The following is a 15,583-nucleotide window of genomic DNA, read 5'->3' as shown; positions in this document are numbered from 1 at the left end:
GCCAGGTCGATGGCCTGGATGCCGGGTGCGGTTGCGAAGCCTTCCTTGAGAGTGGCGACGATGTTGGAGCCCATGGCTGTCAACCACCACAGGGTCCGGTCACGTTTGGTGAGATTCTTCAGGGTGGGACGGCCACTGGGGGTCAGGCCTGCGGTCTGGGTGGGCATCGTGTCCAGGTCCTGCTGCCGCATCACGACGGACAGCACCGAGCCCTCCACGCCGACTGCACAGCCGGCGGCGGGATTGTCGGAGAACGCGGTGTTGACCGCCTCGCAGACAGTGGCTTCGTCGTTGGCCAGCAACGCGTGCCACCACGCTCCTGCCTCGGTGACCATCTGTTCACGGACGGCGTGTAGACGCGCGGACTCCGAGGCCAGGTACGCGGGAGCGTCCGCCTGCGCACGCTGTTTGGCGGCAGCTCGTTCGGCACGTGCGAGTCGGCCTACTCCTTGCAGGTGGAAGGCCTGGGCTTCGGCGAGTGCCCATGGCAGGCCGAGTTGCGGAGCACCTGGGATCAGAGGCGGTTGCGCAGCGGCGAAGGTCTGCAAGTGGACACTGGTCATTTGCAGCCTGAGTTCTTGCAGTTGAGCAATGGCGGCGTCGCGTTCCGCCTCCTGCTGGGCTCGTTCGGCCTGGCGGCGTGCTCGCTCCAACTGACCGGCCGACGGGGCAACCGACCGAGTCTGAGCGGTGCGACGCGTAGTGGTCCGGCGCCGACTGCCACTGAGTGAACTCGACGCGTAGAAGGGACCGAGTCCCGTCGACACCCTTGCGCCGCCACTGCCCACACTGAGCCTCGCCGCACGAGGACCGACGGACGTTCGCACGCCTCGTGTGGAGACACGAACACTCAGCCCAGGCACACCGACACGGAACCCGAATCCCATGGCCCACCTCTTTCCCCGGGGGCACAGTGTGGCACCAACAGAAACTTCGGGAGTACGTGTCAGGCTCATTCACCCCTGGGAGGTTGGTCATCTGGAGCGAGGAGCGGGGACTGAAGTCATCTCAGGGGCGCATTCCACCCAAAGCCGAGACGGTCGAGCACCAGCGGACTACCGTTTCCCTCTCAGCGATCAAGGGGGGCGAAGGATGCGGTCGACGTCGTTGCGCAAAGGGGAGAACCAGGCGCTGCTGGCGGCACCGGTGGTACTGACGGTGTCGGTTCAGGGGTTGACCGCGGATGTCTCGGCGCTGTTGCTAGGGGCGGACGGCAAGGTTCGCAGCGACGACGACTTGGTCTTCTACAACCACCCGTCCCAAGACGGTGTGTCAATGGCCGGCTCGGCGGTCACGGTGGATCTCGTCCGTGTGCCAGCTGATGTGGACCGGGTGGTCGTTGTGGTGAGTGCTGATCCGCTTCAGCCCGGCGCGGTCTTCACCCGCGCTCCGCTTCTGACGATTACCCAGTCAGCGGCGTCCGCCATGTCGTTCATCGCGCCGGACTTCACATCCGGCGAGACGGTTGTGGTCCTGGCGGAGCTTTACCGGCGGAACGAAGGATGGAAGATCCGCGCTGTAGGACAGGGGTATGCCTCAGGCCTAGCTGGTCTGGCCACCGACTACGGAGTGGATGTCGACCCCGAGCCCATTCCCACACCCGTGTCTCTTCCCGCCCAAGGGCATCCGAATTCGAGTTCAGCGGGGTCTGCGGTTGACTTGTCGAAGGTCGAACGACTGGCCCCGGCGCTGCTGCCCCCAGCTCGTCAGGCCGGCAACGCCCTCGTGGACCGGGGCATCTCGAACCGGCGCGCGGCCGTGTACCTGATCCTGGACCACGACTGGCACATGGAAGAGCTGTACGAGTCGTTTGCCGTGCAGGCCTTCGCAGAGCGTGTCCTCGCGCTGTCGGCCAACCTTGACGATGACGGCACCGTGCCCGTGGTTTTCTCCAGCGGAAGAGAACCTTTTCTGGAGGAGATCCGTCTCGACAACTACCGCGGGCGTATCGGGCAGTTGCACACCCAGGTGGACTGGGGCTGGGGCAATGTCGCCGACGCCATGCGTCGCGCAGTGGGGCACTACCAGGAGTCAGGAGCGGCTGACCCGGCCTTCATCGTGACGCAGGTCGGAGATGAGCCATGGGACAAGGCCGAGGTCCGCTCCTTGCTGCAGAACACCGCATCGCTCGGGGTGTTCTGGCTGTTCGTCGGGTTCGGACGCGGCAAGCTCGCGTTCTACAAGAACCTCAACGCATCCGCCTCCGCCACCTTCTCCAACGTGGCCTTCTACGATGCGAGCAAGAACCCGGGATCGGTGCCCGACGAGCGGTTCTACGCCGGCCTCATCGACGCCTTCGCGCTCTGGTTGCGGCGTTGAGCCAACCGCCACTTGCGCACCGACTGAGCAGCCTCATCGCCTCTGATCAGGCCGTGCCCAATCTTCGGCGCTACTTCGGCATCAGCTTGGACCTGGAAACAGTGCCATTCACGGGCAGTCGTTTCGAGCATTTGGCCGGCAGAGGGGATCGTCAACCGGTAGCGAATGTAGTGACCGCCGATGATCTTATTGCTGTTCAGACCCTGTCGGTCAGGATCCCTGCGCAGGTCGCCCTGGACCTCCTGGAAGGCGACCTTGGTCTCCGAATGTCCGAACTACTGGGCAGAGTTCCCCATGACGTCGACATGGTCGAAGCTGAGGTCACCGACCTGGGCGATGGGGCACCGGCCCACACTGCCTGGCGTGTTCTCTGTGACCAACCCGGTGTCGGGTGGGTGACGGCCGGCAAGCTCCTCGCCCGGAAGAGGCCGCGGTTGTTGCCCGTCTACGATCAGGTCGTTCGCTGTGTTCTCGAGCGGCCGAAGTCATTCTGGCTTGAGTTGCATGGCGCACTGCGTGCCGACAACCAGGCGTTGCACCGCGAGCTGATGGCTCTACGACAGGCCGCTGGCCTCCCTGCGACCGTCAGCGCGCTTCGAGTCTGCGATGTGGTGTTGTGGATGCATCACCGTGCGGATCATCAGAAGGGACGTTGCACCGAGACCTGAAGTTCCCGGCGAAACATCCTCTGACCTGCGGTGTACCAAAGTGCCAAATATCTCTCTGATTCCGTACTTCCAGTACCAGAAGCTAGTTGGCATCAGCGCAGGTCACGAACGCCTTCTGGTGCCAACTATCGGTCCTGGTCACATGCCCGCGGCCGGTCACAGCAACCGGTCGACCAGCCCGTCGACGTAGTCCGGGGTGAGTGGGCCGATGCCCAGCAGGACGCGGATGTACATCGGGGCCAGGATGTGGTCCAGGACGCCGAGCGCGTCGGGGGCCCGCTCGCCGCGGTCGATGGCGCGGTCGAGCATGGACTGCAGTTGGCGGGCGCGTTCGGCGAGGAGGTCGTCGCGTGCCCGCAGGCCCTGGTGGCCGGTGCTGGACAGGGCGACGGAGAGGCGCAGCAGGGCCAGGCCGTCGGGGCCGGTGATCTCTCGGGCCACGTTGGCCGCATAGGTGCGCAGGTCGCCGGCCAGGCTGCCGGTGTCGGGCATCGGTGACTGCGCGTTGAGGCGGGTGAGCGCCACGTCGCCGAGCAGGGTCTCCAGGCTGCCCCAGCGGCGGTAGATGCTGCTGTCGGCCACGCCCGCGCGCGCCGCGATGTCGCCGACGGTGAAGTTGCCGTAGCCGCGCTCGTTGATCAGGTCGGTGACGGCCCGGTGCACCTCCGCGCCGACGCGGGCGCTGCGCCCGCCGGGCCGCCGGGCGCGCGTTCGCTCGTTCATGCCTCCAGATTAACGCAGTCGGTACTTGCGTTTATGAGGCGACCCTCCCTACAGTCTTTTAACGCAGCCGTTGGCTGCTTTAGTGCGCCCGGAGGCTGACCGCGTCAGTCGTGGAGGGGCGCAGCCGACGATCGAGAGGAATCCCCATGGCTGCATCGCCCGCGGCCCCAGGCGGTCGATCGAACCGGGCCGTGCTGCTCACGGTGACCTGCCTGGGCCAGTTCATGGTCCTGCTCGACAACACGATCGTCGGGGCGGCGCTGCCCGACATGCAGCACCGGCTGCACACCCAACTGACCGGTCTGCAATGGATCGTCGACGCGTACGTCCTGCTCGTCGCCATGCTGCTGCTGTCCGGCGGTGTCTTCGCCGACCGGTTCGGCCGCAAGCGGGTGTACCTGGCCGGCGTCGCGGTGTTCACCGCCGCGTCGGTGCTGTGCAGCTTCGCGCCCTCGGTCGGCTGGCTGCTCGCCGGCCGGGTGCTGCAGGGCATCGGGGCCGCGGCGCTGAGCCCCGCCTCGCTGGCCCTGCTCGCCGCCGCCCACCCCGTACCGCAGGATCGGATCAAGGCGATCGGGCTGTGGGCCGGATTCAGCGGAATCGGTCTGGCCGTGGGCCCCGTGGCCGGTGGCGTGCTGACGGACGCCTTCGGCTGGCCCGCGATCTTCCTGGTCAATCTGCCCATCGGCGTGGTCCTGCTGCTCGTCGGTCTGCGCAGCCTCGAAGAGTCCCGTAATCCGGACGCCCCCGCGATCGACGTCCCGGGCACGGCGCTGTCCGCTCTGGGGGTGGGCGCCCTGACCTACGGGCTGATCGAGGGCGGTGCCCGCGGCTGGACGGCGCCGGTGATCCTGGGCGCCTTCACCGTCGCGGTGATCCTCCTCGCCGCCTTCGTCGCCGTCGAAGCGCGCCGCTCCGCCCCGATGCTGCCGCTGCGGCTGTTCCGGCAGCGGCTGTTCACCGTGTCCAACACCGCCATGGTCGTGGTGGGGTTCGCGCTCATGGGCTCGTCGTTCTTCTTCTCCCAGTTCTTCGTGTACGTCCAGGGCAGCTCGATCCTCCGCGCCGGCCTGCAGACCCTGCCGGTGTCCCTCGCCATGGTGGTCGTCAGCCCGTACGCGGGCCGGCTCGCCGCCCGCTACGGCTTCCGCGTCCTGGTCACCACCGGCCTGGCCCTGGCCGGCCTCGGACTCCTCGCGCTCGGCACGGTGCGTGCCGACACGGGCTACGGGAACGTGTGGTGGCGGCTGGCAGTCGTCGGCGTCGGCTTCGCCCTGACCATGTCCCCCCTGACGGGAGCCGCCATCCAAGCGGTCGGCCCACAGGAAGGCGGCCTCGCGTCGGGCATCAGCAGCACCACCCGGCAGATCGGCGCGGTGCTCGGCGTGGCGGTACTCGGAGCCGTCGTCCGCACCCGGCAGTCCGACGGAGCCTCCTTCGGGGCCGGCCTCGACACCGCCTTCCTCGCCGCCGGCGCCGTCACACTGGTCACCGCCGCGTTCACCGGCCTGTGGCTGGTGAGGTCCAAGCCCGCGGAAGACTCCGCTACGCCGCAGCGCTCCACCGAGCCGGGCACGGTCACCACGTCGAACGGGGCGTCAGCGAACGGGCGTTGACGGCGACAGCGGGCGTGGCCGGGAGGGGGTTCCGCTGGGTAGAGGCAGTTGATGCGGCCGCTCTCCCGCGCAGGACTGGGAGATCATCACTCCGTGCGCCTGAGCGAATGGTGACGTCGACGGTCCCGCTACTCCGCCCCGCCACCCTCCAGCGCCGAAGGATTCAGCGAAGCCAGCAGCTTCAGCAGCAGTGCGTGCGCCTGTTCCTGCTCGGCCGGTGTCAGGGCCTGGAGCGCCTCCGCGTGGGCCGCGTCCACCGTGTCGGCGGCCTGGGCCGCGAGGCGTACGCCGGCCTCGGTGGCGTGCAGGCGTTGGGTGCGCCGGTCGCCGGGGGTGGTCCGGCGCTCCAGCATCCCCCGCTCCACCAGCCCGTTGACCGCGGTCCCCATGGACTGCGGGGTGATCGCCGCCCGCCGTGCCGCGGTCGCGCTGGAGACCCCCGGATCGAGCACGGCCTGCATCAGGGCCCGGTGCTGGGCGAGGGTCAGCCGGAGCGGGCGCAGGGCGCGCTCCATCCGGGCCGCCATGATCTGGCCGATCTGCCAGGTGACGTAGCCGGTGCGGCGGTCGGGATGGTTCACAGGGTGGACCTCTTTTGTAAGGCGGCTGATTGTGATGTACAAATAATATCAGTTGCCTTCTAATCTAGGACCGCTCCGATGTCCCAGCAAGTCGCACCCCGAGCCACCGGCACCACGGGCACCCCCCGCCCCCCGCACAAGCACGCCCTGGACGTGGCCCACCCGCCTCCCGGCCCCGGAAACACGCGCGCCGTCCTGCTTCCGGTCGCGGTCGTGCTGCTGATCGGCACCGTGTTCGTCAGCGTCTACCTCGCCGCCTTCCATGCCCCGCGCCCGCACCAACTCCGCGTCGGCACAACGGAGATAGGCACCGCGCAGACCCGCCTGAACCAGGACCTGGAGCGCGTCGCCCCCGGCGGTTTCACCGTCGAGACCTACCCCGACGAGAACGCCGCCCGGAACGCCGTACAGGACAGGAAGGTCTACGCCGCCTACCTCGGCGACGGCGAACTCCTCTACGGCAGCGCGAACGGCGCCGCCGTCACCGCCACCGTGACCACCGCCTTCGGCTCCGTCGCCCACGCCGAGCACCACGAACTCGCCGTCGAGGACGTGGCCCCGGCCGCGGCCGGCGACACCCGCGGCCTCTCCGTCTTCTACGCGGCCTTCGGCCTGGTCCTCGCGGGCTACCTCTTCGGTATGACCACCTACCAGCTCGCGCCCCGCCTCCAGTACCGCTGGCGGATGGCCAGCCTGGCCCTGTTCGGCATCGTCGGCGGACTGCTGATCGCGACCATCGCCGGCAGCACCGGTTTCGGCGCGCTGCCCGGCTCCTTCCTGCCGCTCGTCACGGTCATCGCGCTGATGGGCGCGGCGGTCGGCGGTACGACCATGGTCCTGCTGCGGCTGTTCGGCTCGGCCGGCGTCAGCCTCGCCTCGATCCTCATGCTGATCCTCGGCAACAGCAGCAGCGGCGGCATCATGCCCGCGGCCTACCTCCCCGGCTGGCTGCGCCCGCTCTCCGAGATCCTGCCGGTCGGAGTCGGCGTCCGCGCGATGCAGGGCCTGTCCCGCTTCCAGAACGACGGCCTCACCCGCGCCCTGGTGATCCTCCCGGTGTGGATACTCGGCGCCGCCCTCGTCCTCTACCTCAAGGACGTGTACCGGCGGGGCACTCCGGCCACCGCAGCGGCCGCACCCGCCTGAAGGCGTCAACTCCCTTGCCCCGGCGCGGACTAGGCTCGACGCCGTACAGCCGTACAAGGGACCGGGCCGCCGGTGCCGTCACCGGAGTCTCGACCCGAGGGAGCCCACCATGCCCACAGAATTCGCCGCCAGGGTCTTCGCCCTGGTCGACGGGACCGACGCCGTAGGCTTCAGCCGCCTGTTCGCGTTACACGGCCGGATGCGCTTCGGGAACGCGGCGCCGATGACCGGACCCGAGGAGATAGCGGCCGGCATCGGCGCCTTTTTCGGCACCGTCAAGGGGCTGCGCCACAACGTCGTCCGTGAGTGGTACACCGGCGCCGACGCCATCGTCGAGGAGACGGTCGACTACTTCCTGCTGACCGGCGACACGGTCACCGTCCCCGCCGTCACCATGTGGCACGTCGACGAGACCGGCCTCATCGACGACTTCCGCGTCTACGTCGACCTCGCCCCGCTCTCCGCCTGAGCACCGCAGGACGGCGGGCGCGGTGAGTGAAGTCCCGTACGCCTCCAGGACTTTGCCCGCTCTTTACAACCCGCTCTCCCGCTGCCTCGTCTCTCCGCTCGATCCGTAACCCGCCCCGCCGGTGCACCACCGGCGGCCCCGGCGGGCCGGCAGACGAGAGAGAGCGATTCATGCGCCGAACTGTCCTCAGCGCCATGGCACTCGCGTGCGGCGCCGTACTGGCGAGCACCGTGCCCGCGTTCGCCCACGGGGCATCCGCGTCGCCCAGCCGCGCCGCGACCGCCGCGCCGACCACGGCGCCCAGCGCGGTCCCCAGCGCCACCGCCGCGCCCACCCGGAGCGCCGAGCCCTCCGCCGAACCGACCGTCGCGCCCAGCCAGGTCGCCACCGTCCCCCGCGGCGCCCCGGACACCGGTGTCGCGCCGGAGCCGAAGTCGTCCGACCTGTCGACCACGCTGATCGGCGGGGGAGCCGCCGCGGCCGTCGTCGGTGGCGGCGCCTTCGTCGTCGTACGGCGCCGGAGGGCGACCGGGGCATGACCTCGCTCTCCAGGCGCGCCTTCGTCACGGCCTCGGCGGCGGCCCTGCTCACCGGCTGCGGCGGCGGAAACGGGACCGCCCCGGCCACGAACTCCGCCGCGAAACAGGGGAGTTCGGAGCAGGGAAGCCCGACACCCGCCGCGCCGTCCGCCGCCGCGAAGCCGGTGCACGCCCTCGCCCGGTCCGTCCCGGTCACCCTGCGCGTCCCGGCCATCGGGGTCGACACCCCGGTCATGAAGCTGGGGCTGGCCTCGGACGGCACCGTGCAGGTGCCGCCGATCACGGCGCACGACCGGGCGGGCTGGTACCGGTACTCGCCGACCCCCGGCGCGACCGGGCCGTCGGTGATCCTCGGGCATGTGACGGTCGGCGCGTACGGGGACGGGGTCTTCCGGCACCTGGCGCGGCTGCGCGCGGGCAACCGGATCGACGTGGGCCTGGAGAACGGCACGACGGCCGTGTTCGCGGTCACCGAGGTGCGGACGGTCGCCAAGGCCGACTTCCCGTCGGACGAGGTGTACGGGAACGTGGACCGCCCCGCACTGCGGCTCATCACCTGCGGCGGAACCCGCACCGGTACGGGCTACCTCGACAACGTGATCGTCTTCGCGGCACTGACCGCCGCGAGCCCCTGACCCGGTCCGGATCCCGGACCGCCGGAACCCCCGCCGGCGGTCCGGGGTCTTCCTCCGTGAACCTCACCACCCCCTACGGAGCATGTTGAAACGGTCCCGCGAGAGGGCAGCGTCCGAACTGTTCGCCGCCGTCTACCCGCGCCTCGCCGGCTGGTGCCGCCGGCTCGTCGACGACGACGAGACGGCCCACGAGATCGCCTCCGAGGCCTTCACCCGGCTCTGGGCCCGCTGGACGAAGGTCGCGGAACCGCGCGGCTTCCTCTACGTCACCGCGGCCAATCTCGTCCGGGACCACTGGCGCAAACTGGAGCGCGAACGCCGGGCCGTGCGCCGCGCCACCACCGAGGAAGCGATACGACCGCCCACCGAACAGACCGATCCGTCCGTACGGCTGCTCGTCCAGTCGCTGCCGGAACGACTGCGCGTCCCGATCCTCCTGCACTACTACGCTGACATGCCGATCCGGGAGGTGTCCGTGCTGACCGGGCGCAAGGAAGGAACCATCAAGGCCGACCTCCACGCGGCCCGCGAACTGCTCCGAGCCCATCTGAGGAGAAGCCTTGACCACACACTTTGACGAGGAGGACGAGGGGCGTGAGCCCGACTTCGCCCTCGACGACCCCCTCACGGTCATCCTGCGGCCCTCCTCCGCCGAGTACCTGGGCCCGCCCCCCGGCCGCTACGAGTCGATCCGCCGCGGCGCGCACCGCCGCCGCCTGCTCCGCGCGGCGGCCGGCGCCGGCGCGACCTGCGCGGTCCTGGTCCTCGCCGCCCTCCCGTTCCGCCTGGCCCACCACGACGCACCGGTGACCCCCACGGTCCCGCTCGCCCCGCCCCCCGCGAGCAGCAGTCCTGCTCCTACGACTCCGCCCGCCACCCAGGCACCCACCCCCAGCGCGGACCCGAGCCGCACGAGCGCCCCCACCACGGAACCGTCCAGGATCCCCACGGCATCGGCATCGGCATCGGCATCGGCCGCATCCACGGCCCGGTCCGTCGCCCCCTCGGCCGTGCCGACCCGCACGCGGTAACTCCCGCGCCCGCAGGGGTAATTGCAGCCAATCATGTCGCGCATCTTGCCGACAATATTGCCAAGCGGTTACACAAGTGAGTCATGGGAAGGACGACGACACTCCGCAGCAGAGTCCGCACCATCCTGGCGACCGTGAGCGTGCTCGGCCTCGGGCTTCTGTCCCCGATCGCCGTACACGCGCTGAAGTCCCCTCCCGCACAAGGGAGTTCGCACCGCGCATCGCTGGTGGTCCCCACCGCCTCCGGCAAGGTGAAGGGACAGGCTCGGACCGGATACGACGCCTGGCTCGGCATCCCGTACGCCGCCACCCCCACCGCCGCCGACCGCTGGACCGCCCCCCGCCCGGCCGCCTCCTGGACGGGCGTCCGCGACGCCACCCACTTCAGCGACCGCTGCGCCCAGCCCTCCGGCTGGGACCCCGGCTACGAGAAGGCGATCACCACCGAGGACTGCCTCGGCCTCAACGTCTACGCCCCGCAAGGGAGTACGGCGGACGCCCCGGTCGTGGTCTGGATCCACGGCGGCGGCTTCTTCGGCGGCGCGGGCCAGGACACCAACCCGCGCAAGTTCGTCCAGCAGACCGGCGCGGTCGTCGTCACCGTCAACTACCGCCTGGGCCCGCTCGGTTACCTCAACCTCCCCGAACTCCGCGCCGAGAACGCCAACGGTGCCGGAAACTACGGCCTGTTGGACCAGCAGGCGGCGCTGCGCTGGGTGCGGTCCAACATCGGGCACTTCGGCGGCGACGCGGGCGACGTCACCATCGCGGGCCAGTCCGCGGGCGGCAGTTCGGTCTGCGACCAGCTCGCCTCGCCCACCGCCAAGGGCCTGTTCGCCCGCGTGGTGATCATGAGCGGCAGCTGCGCCCTCCAGTCGGCCGCCGCCGGTGAGACGCAGAGCCGGGCCTTCGTCAAGGAGATCGGCTGCGCCACCGCCCCCGACGTCCTCGCCTGTCTGCGCGCCAAGCCCGCCACCGCGATCGTCGCGGCCCAACTGAAGGCCCCCGTCCGCCCGTCCTTCGGCGGCACGGCCTTCCCGCTCGACCCGGGAACGGCCGTACAGACCGGGAACTTCACGAGGGTCCCGGTCATGCTGGGCCAGACCAACAGCGAACGCGGCCTGTTCACCTTCCAGAACTACGACTACCTCGGCACACCGATGACCGCCGACCAGTACACCCAGTCGGTGAAGTCGACATACGGCACCAACGCCGACAAGGTCCTCGCCGAGTACCCGCTGACCGCCTACCCGACTCCGGGCCAGGCCTGGACGGCGGTCCAGAACGGCTCGACCTCCTACGACCGCCAACAGCTGATGGCACGACTGTCGCGCTGGGTGCCGACGTACGCCTACGAGTTCGCCGAGAGCGACACCCCGCACTTCACCTCGATCTACCGCCTCCAGCAACAGAGCGCCACGGCCCGCGACTTCCCCTTCGGCGGCGCCATCCACGTCGACGACCTCGGCTACCTCTGGGACTACCTCGGCCAGACCCTCCCCTACGACGACGGCCAACTGGAGCTGTCCCACCAGATGATCACCTTCTGGGACCACTTCACCGCGACGGGCGACCCGAACGGCTCCGGCCTCCCGAACTGGCCGAAGTACCGTACGGGAACAGGGGAGTTGATGTCCTTGAAGGCCTGCGACACGGCCCCGTCGAGCGACACGCCTCCGGCCGCCTGCTCCAAGTCCACGCGCGGCTTCGCCGAGGAACATGATCTGGACTTCTGGGGGAGCCTCGGGACGTCGTGAAGAGGTTTTGAACACGTTCAATTATCGGCGTAGGCTGCCGCCATGAACGACAGAGCCGCCCTCCTGAAGGGCATCCGTGTCTGGCTTGGCCTGTTCGTCGTCTGTCTGGTGCTCAGCGGCGCCACCGCCTTCCCGCTGGTCCACGAACTCCGCTGGACCGAGGACGTGTTGACGTCCCTGTCCGTACCGCACTACCTGCCCGCCCTCGCGGACTGGATCGAGCGCGTACGCCAGGGACTCGACACCGCCGACAGCGACTACCCCTTCCTCCTCTACGGCACGGACTGGCTGGCCTTCGCGCATCTCGTCATCGCGGTCGCCTTCTACGGCCCCTACCGCGACCCCGTCCGCAACATCTGGGTCGTCGAGTTCGGGATGATCGCCTGCGCCGGAATCATTCCGCTCGCCCTGATCTGCGGACCGATCCGCGGAATTCCCCTCTGGTGGACGGTGATCGACATGTCCTTCGGGGTGATCGGGATCGTCCCGCTGTACGTCGTCCGGAAGAAGATCAAGCGGCTGGAAGCGGTGCTCGCGCCAACTCCCGTCGCCGCACCGGCTACTTGAGTGCCGCCAGCGCGATCCGCATCGCTACCGCGTTCATCGACTCGCCCTTGGCGTCCGTCGAGTCGACGGAGTAGACGAGGGTGCGGGACAGGTCGCGGGTGGCGAGGACGACCGCGCTGTAGCCGTACCGGGAGCCGGACTTGAGCCAGTACACCTTGCCGCCGTACTCGAAACGCTGGAGCCCGGCGCTGTAGCTGGCGCCCTTGATACCGGGCGGCACCGTGAACATCTCCTTGAGCTGCGGCCCCGGCACGATCCGACCCCGGAACAGTGCCCTGATCAGCCGTTCCAGATCGGCGGTCGTCGAGATCATGTCGCCGGCCGCCCACCGGTCCGCCTGGTTCCAGTCGGTGACGTCGACGAACTTCGTTGCACCGTCGGCCTGTTGGACCACCTGGTAGCCGTGGTTGTGCGGGCCCCGGATGCGCGGGTCGGCGCCGGGGAAGTACGTGTCCCGCATGCCCGCCGGGCGCAGCACGAGCCGCGTGGCCTCCGAGGCGTACGAGTGGCCCGTCACCTTCTCGATCAGCAGGCCGAGGATCGTGTAGTTGATGTTCAGGTAGTCCTGCCGCGTGCCCGGCCGGAACTCCGGGCCCTTCGCCACCGCCGACGCCACCACCTCCCCCGGTGTGAGCGTGTCGAAGCGGTGCGCGTACTGGTCGGCGAAGGCGTCCCCGAAGCCGTCACCGGCCTGGATACCACTCGTGTGGTTCAGCAACTGCCGTACGGAGATGGGCTCGAAGGCCTTCGTGAGCAGCCCCGGGAGGTAGTGCTGGACCGGTGTGTCCAGTTCGACCTTCCCCTGTGCCGCGAGCCGCAGCACCGTCGCCGCCGTCACCACCTTCGTCGTCGAACCGGCCCGGAAGCGCGCGTCCGGATCCGCGGCGGCACCGCTCTCCAGATCGTGCACCCCGGCACTCCCGCGCCAGCTCCCGTCCGTCCCTCCCACCCGCACGAGAGCCGCCGTGGCATCCGCGTCCGGCAGCCCGGCGAGCGCGGCCCGCAGCGCCTCGGCATCCGGACCGGCCGTTCCCCGTACGGCAGTTGAGGGGGACAGGGACGAGGCGAACGCGGGTGCGGCCAGCGGTCCGGTCGCGAGGGCGAGGACGAGGGAGGCGGTGAGGACGGTGGTGCGACGGCGGGTGCGCATCGGCTGCTCCTGGGTTCTCCGGTGGCTGTCGGTGATCAGCCTCATCTGCTACGGCCCTCCCCGGATCGTCGGCGAGGAGGGCACCAACCCCTGGCGTCACCCGGACCAACTCCCTTGCGGAACAAGGGGTTTACCGGGGTTGCCCCCTACGGGATCCAGCTCGGCGCCGTAAAAACTGTTATCGCCGAAGCCTTCACCCCGTCTCCCTCTGCGTCCCCCGATTCCTCACGCACCGGAGCCACCCACATGGCAACGAACGCACCCGAGCCGACCAGCGCCCCCAAGCCGGCCGGCGCCCGCAAGCCCGCCAACAAGCACCGCCTCACCCGCCGGGGCCTGTTCACGCTGGGCGGCGGAGTCGCGGCGGCGGGAGTCGTCGGCGGCGGGATCGCCGCGTTCTCCGGAGGCGGCGCGGACGCCGCGCAGCCCGGCACGGCCATCGGTACCGCCACCGCCCGGCCGGAGGCCCTCGTCCACCCCGGCATGCTGCACAACGCCGGTGACCTGCACCGCGCCAAGGTGCGGATCGCCGCCCACAAGGACCCCTGGCTGAAGGGCTGGACCCGTCTCATCAACAACCCGCACTCCGCGAGCACTTGGCAGCCCCGCCCGCAGGCCGTCGTCGTACGCGGCGGCACCGGCCAGAACTACGGCATCCTCTACAACGACATCCACGCCGCCTACCAGAACGCCCTGCGCCGGCAGATCGGCGGCACCAAGGCCAACGGCGACACGGCCGTCGCCATCCTCAACGCCTGGTCGGCCACGCTCACCTCGGTCAACGGCAACGCCGACCGCTTCCTGGCCTCCGGCATCTACGGCTACCAGTTCGCCAACGCGGCCGAACTCGTCCGCGACCACCCCGACTTCGAGTTCGCCCGCTTCAAGAAGATGCTGCGCACGGTCTTCACCCCCATGAACACGGACTTCCTCACCAACCACAACACCGCCAACATCACCAACTACTGGGCGAATTGGGACCTGTGCAACGTCGCCTCCCTCATGGCGACCGGCATCCTGTGCGACGACCGCGCCACCTTCGAACGCGCGGTGACCTATATGAAGTCCGGTGCGGGCAACGGCTCGTTCACGCACGCCATCCCCTTCGTCTACGGCGGCCAGAACCTCGCCCAGTGGCAGGAGAGCGGGCGGGACCAGGGTCACACCATGATGGGCATGGGCCTCATGGGCGCGATCTGCGAGATGGCCTGGAACCAGGGCGTCGACCTCTACGGCTACCTCGACAACCGGTTCATGAAGGCCGCCGAGTACGTCGCCAAGTACAACCTCGGCGCGGCCGTGCCGTTCACGACGTACGCCTGGCGCAGCGGACAGGGCGCCGGACGCTACATGGAGCAGCCTGTGATCTCCGACATAGCCCGGGGAGCCGTTCGCCCGGTTTGGGAGATTCTGCACAACCACTACGCCCGCCGGCGGCGCCTGAGCACCCCGTTCATCACCCTCATGGCTGAGAAGGTGCGTGCGGAGGGCGGTGGCGGCGACTACGGGCCCAACAGTGGCGGCTACGACCAACTCGGCTTCGGGACGCTGCTGTACAGCAAGTGACGTCGGGGGAGACCGGGTGAGGTCGGGAAGGGCGGAGAACGACGTGGACGGGCGGCAGTGGCACTCCACCATCGAGGCGGCGCAGGCCGGTGACCGGCGGGCGCTGGACGAACTGGTCGCGGGCTGGCTGCCGTTGGTCTACAACGTGGTCGGCCGCGCCCTCAACGGCCACGCCGACGTGGACGACGTGGTCCAGGAGACGATGCTCCGCGCCGTCGACCACCTGGGCTCGCTCCGCGACCCCGACAGCTTCCGGTCCTGGCTGGTCGCGATCGCCATGCGCCAGATCCGGGACCGGGCCCGCCGCCGCAAGTCGCCCGACCAACTCCCGGACGGGCTACCGGGGGACGCCGCCGACTTCGCCGAACTGACCGTCCTCCGGCTCCAGTTGGAGGGCCAGCGGCGCGAGGTCGCGGAGGCGGTCCGCTGGCTCGACGACGAGGACCGCCAACTCCTCTCCCTGTGGTGGCTGGAGGTCGGCGGCGAACTCACCCGCCGCGAACTCGCGTCCGCCGTCGGCATCAGCCGCCAGCACGCGGCGGTCCGCGTCCAGCGCATGAAGGAACGCCTGGAGACCGCCCGGGCCATCGTCCGCGCCCTCGACGGCGCCTGCCCCGAACTCCGCGAGGTCACCGCCCGCTGGGACGGCCGCCAGGACTCCGTCTGGCGCAAACGCGTGGCCCGCCACCTGCGCGGCTGCACCTACTGCGGCGACCCCCGAGAGTCCGTCGTCCCCGCGGAACGCCTCCTCGTCGGCATCGCCCTCGTCCCCCTCCCACTCGGCTTCACCCTGTCCCTGGCCTTCGGCGCGAAGAC

Annotated in this window: 17 protein-coding genes; 13 read left to right on the top strand and 4 right to left on the bottom strand. The window is 69.7% G+C overall.

The features are described 5' to 3' along the window. Positions 1-887 (bottom strand): DUF4236 domain-containing protein (locus tag SSP08S_RS64105; RefSeq protein WP_043260482.1); only part of this gene is annotated, 887 nt, incomplete at its 3' end. Positions 888-1,092: 205 nt separating this feature from the next. Here SSP08S_RS64105 and SSP08S_RS53885 point away from each other — a divergent pair. Together SSP08S_RS53885 and SSP08S_RS53880 are read left to right on the top strand one after the other, a co-directional pair. Further along, positions 1,093-2,319 (top strand): VWA domain-containing protein, encoded by a 1,227-nt coding sequence (locus tag SSP08S_RS53885; protein WP_026179623.1) that lies wholly within the window; start codon positions 1,093-1,095, stop codon positions 2,317-2,319. A 53-nt stretch (positions 2,320-2,372) separates the two neighbouring features. Beyond that, complete coding sequence (locus SSP08S_RS53880; RefSeq protein WP_245608157.1) at positions 2,373-2,987, top strand: DUF6308 family protein; 615 nt, start codon at positions 2,373-2,375, stop codon at positions 2,985-2,987. Positions 2,988-3,143: 156 nt separating this feature from the next. On the opposite strand, the gene SSP08S_RS53875 is transcribed toward SSP08S_RS53880, so the two are convergent. After that, the gene (locus SSP08S_RS53875) at positions 3,144-3,710 is read right to left on the bottom strand and encodes a TetR/AcrR family transcriptional regulator (protein ID WP_019075936.1); all 567 of its coding nucleotides are present in this window, start codon (positions 3,708-3,710) and stop codon (positions 3,144-3,146) included. A gap of 146 nt (positions 3,711-3,856) precedes the next feature. Here SSP08S_RS53875 and SSP08S_RS53870 point away from each other — a divergent pair, with 146 nt between their 5' ends. Then, positions 3,857-5,326 carry an MFS transporter gene (locus tag SSP08S_RS53870; protein WP_026179621.1) on the top strand — a complete coding sequence of 490 codons (1,470 nt, stop codon included), beginning with the start codon at positions 3,857-3,859 and terminating at the stop codon, positions 5,324-5,326. 128 nt (positions 5,327-5,454) lie between these two features. Here the strand turns inward: SSP08S_RS53870 and SSP08S_RS53865 are convergent, their stop codons facing one another. After that, positions 5,455-5,907 (bottom strand): MarR family winged helix-turn-helix transcriptional regulator, encoded by a 453-nt coding sequence (locus SSP08S_RS53865; protein ID WP_019075934.1) that lies wholly within the window; start codon positions 5,905-5,907, stop codon positions 5,455-5,457. Between the two features lie 78 nt (positions 5,908-5,985). Here SSP08S_RS53865 and SSP08S_RS53860 point away from each other — a divergent pair, with 78 nt between their 5' ends. The 8 genes from SSP08S_RS53860 to SSP08S_RS53825 all read left to right on the top strand — a co-directional run bounded on the left by SSP08S_RS53860 (position 5,986) and on the right by SSP08S_RS53825 (position 12,051). Further along, entirely contained in the window at positions 5,986-7,053 is a 1,068-nt protein-coding gene (locus SSP08S_RS53860) for an ABC transporter permease (protein WP_019075933.1), read from the top strand. Between the two features lie 109 nt (positions 7,054-7,162). Next, positions 7,163-7,522 carry a nuclear transport factor 2 family protein gene (locus SSP08S_RS53855; protein ID WP_019075932.1) on the top strand — a complete coding sequence of 120 codons (360 nt, stop codon included), beginning with the start codon at positions 7,163-7,165 and terminating at the stop codon, positions 7,520-7,522. Between the two features lie 170 nt (positions 7,523-7,692). Then, positions 7,693-8,061 (top strand): hypothetical protein, encoded by a 369-nt coding sequence (locus tag SSP08S_RS53850; RefSeq protein ID WP_026179620.1) that lies wholly within the window; start codon positions 7,693-7,695, stop codon positions 8,059-8,061. After that, positions 8,058-8,696, top strand: coding sequence for a class F sortase (locus SSP08S_RS53845; protein ID WP_019075930.1), 639 nt, complete (start codon positions 8,058-8,060; stop codon positions 8,694-8,696). The genes SSP08S_RS53850 and SSP08S_RS53845 overlap by 4 nt, the downstream gene beginning before the upstream one ends. 85 nt (positions 8,697-8,781) lie before the next feature. Continuing rightward, positions 8,782-9,273: an RNA polymerase sigma factor gene (locus SSP08S_RS53840; RefSeq protein WP_026179619.1), complete on the top strand. Its 492-nt coding sequence runs from the start codon at positions 8,782-8,784 to the stop codon at positions 9,271-9,273. Then, positions 9,257-9,727: a hypothetical protein gene (locus SSP08S_RS53835; protein WP_026179618.1), complete on the top strand. Its 471-nt coding sequence runs from the start codon at positions 9,257-9,259 to the stop codon at positions 9,725-9,727. The genes SSP08S_RS53840 and SSP08S_RS53835 overlap by 17 nt, the downstream gene beginning before the upstream one ends. Positions 9,728-9,861: 134 nt before the next feature. Beyond that, positions 9,862-11,484: a carboxylesterase/lipase family protein gene (locus SSP08S_RS53830; protein WP_245608156.1), complete on the top strand. Its 1,623-nt coding sequence runs from the start codon at positions 9,862-9,864 to the stop codon at positions 11,482-11,484. 42 nt (positions 11,485-11,526) lie between these two features. After that, positions 11,527-12,051 carry a hypothetical protein gene (locus SSP08S_RS53825; protein ID WP_019075927.1) on the top strand — a complete coding sequence of 175 codons (525 nt, stop codon included), beginning with the start codon at positions 11,527-11,529 and terminating at the stop codon, positions 12,049-12,051. Here SSP08S_RS53825 and SSP08S_RS53820 read toward each other — a convergent pair. After that, positions 12,044-13,201, bottom strand: a complete 1,158-nt coding sequence (locus tag SSP08S_RS53820; RefSeq protein WP_026179617.1) for a serine hydrolase domain-containing protein — start codon at positions 13,199-13,201, stop codon at positions 12,044-12,046. The genes SSP08S_RS53825 and SSP08S_RS53820 overlap by 8 nt on opposite strands. A gap of 246 nt (positions 13,202-13,447) precedes the next feature. On the opposite strand from SSP08S_RS53820, the gene SSP08S_RS53815 reads away from it, so the two are divergent. Beyond that, positions 13,448-14,767: an alginate lyase family protein gene (locus SSP08S_RS53815; protein WP_019075925.1), complete on the top strand. Its 1,320-nt coding sequence runs from the start codon at positions 13,448-13,450 to the stop codon at positions 14,765-14,767. A 43-nt stretch (positions 14,768-14,810) separates the two neighbouring features. Then, on the top strand, positions 14,811-15,583 hold a 773-nt coding region (locus SSP08S_RS53810), incomplete at its 3' end, for an RNA polymerase sigma factor (protein WP_019075924.1).

Source organism: Streptomyces hokutonensis, from assembly GCF_000376565.1.
GTDB lineage: Bacteria > Actinomycetota > Actinomycetes > Streptomycetales > Streptomycetaceae > Streptomyces > Streptomyces hokutonensis.
Note: the sequence above shows the minus strand (reverse complement) of the source record. Positions and strands in the feature narration are given on the sequence as shown.

Bases quoted from the DNA above. Each gene is read 5' to 3' on its own strand.
- SSP08S_RS53875 (WP_019075936.1), bottom strand. From the start codon at position 3,710: ATGAACGAGCGAACGCGCGCCCGGCGGCCCGGCGGGCGCAGCGCCCGC.
- SSP08S_RS53885 (WP_026179623.1), top strand. From the start codon at position 1,093: ATGCGGTCGACGTCGTTGCGCAAAGGGGAGAACCAGGCGCTGCTGGCG.
- SSP08S_RS53850 (WP_026179620.1), top strand. From the start codon at position 7,693: ATGCGCCGAACTGTCCTCAGCGCCATGGCACTCGCGTGCGGCGCCGTA.
- SSP08S_RS53860 (WP_019075933.1), top strand. From the start codon at position 5,986: ATGTCCCAGCAAGTCGCACCCCGAGCCACCGGCACCACGGGCACCCCC.
- SSP08S_RS53820 (WP_026179617.1), bottom strand. From the start codon at position 13,201: ATGCGCACCCGCCGTCGCACCACCGTCCTCACCGCCTCCCTCGTCCTC.
- SSP08S_RS53855 (WP_019075932.1), top strand. From the start codon at position 7,163: ATGCCCACAGAATTCGCCGCCAGGGTCTTCGCCCTGGTCGACGGGACC.
- SSP08S_RS53845 (WP_019075930.1), top strand. From the start codon at position 8,058: ATGACCTCGCTCTCCAGGCGCGCCTTCGTCACGGCCTCGGCGGCGGCC.
- SSP08S_RS53815 (WP_019075925.1), top strand. From the start codon at position 13,448: ATGGCAACGAACGCACCCGAGCCGACCAGCGCCCCCAAGCCGGCCGGC.
- SSP08S_RS53825 (WP_019075927.1), top strand. From the start codon at position 11,527: ATGAACGACAGAGCCGCCCTCCTGAAGGGCATCCGTGTCTGGCTTGGC.
- SSP08S_RS53870 (WP_026179621.1), top strand. From the start codon at position 3,857: ATGGCTGCATCGCCCGCGGCCCCAGGCGGTCGATCGAACCGGGCCGTG.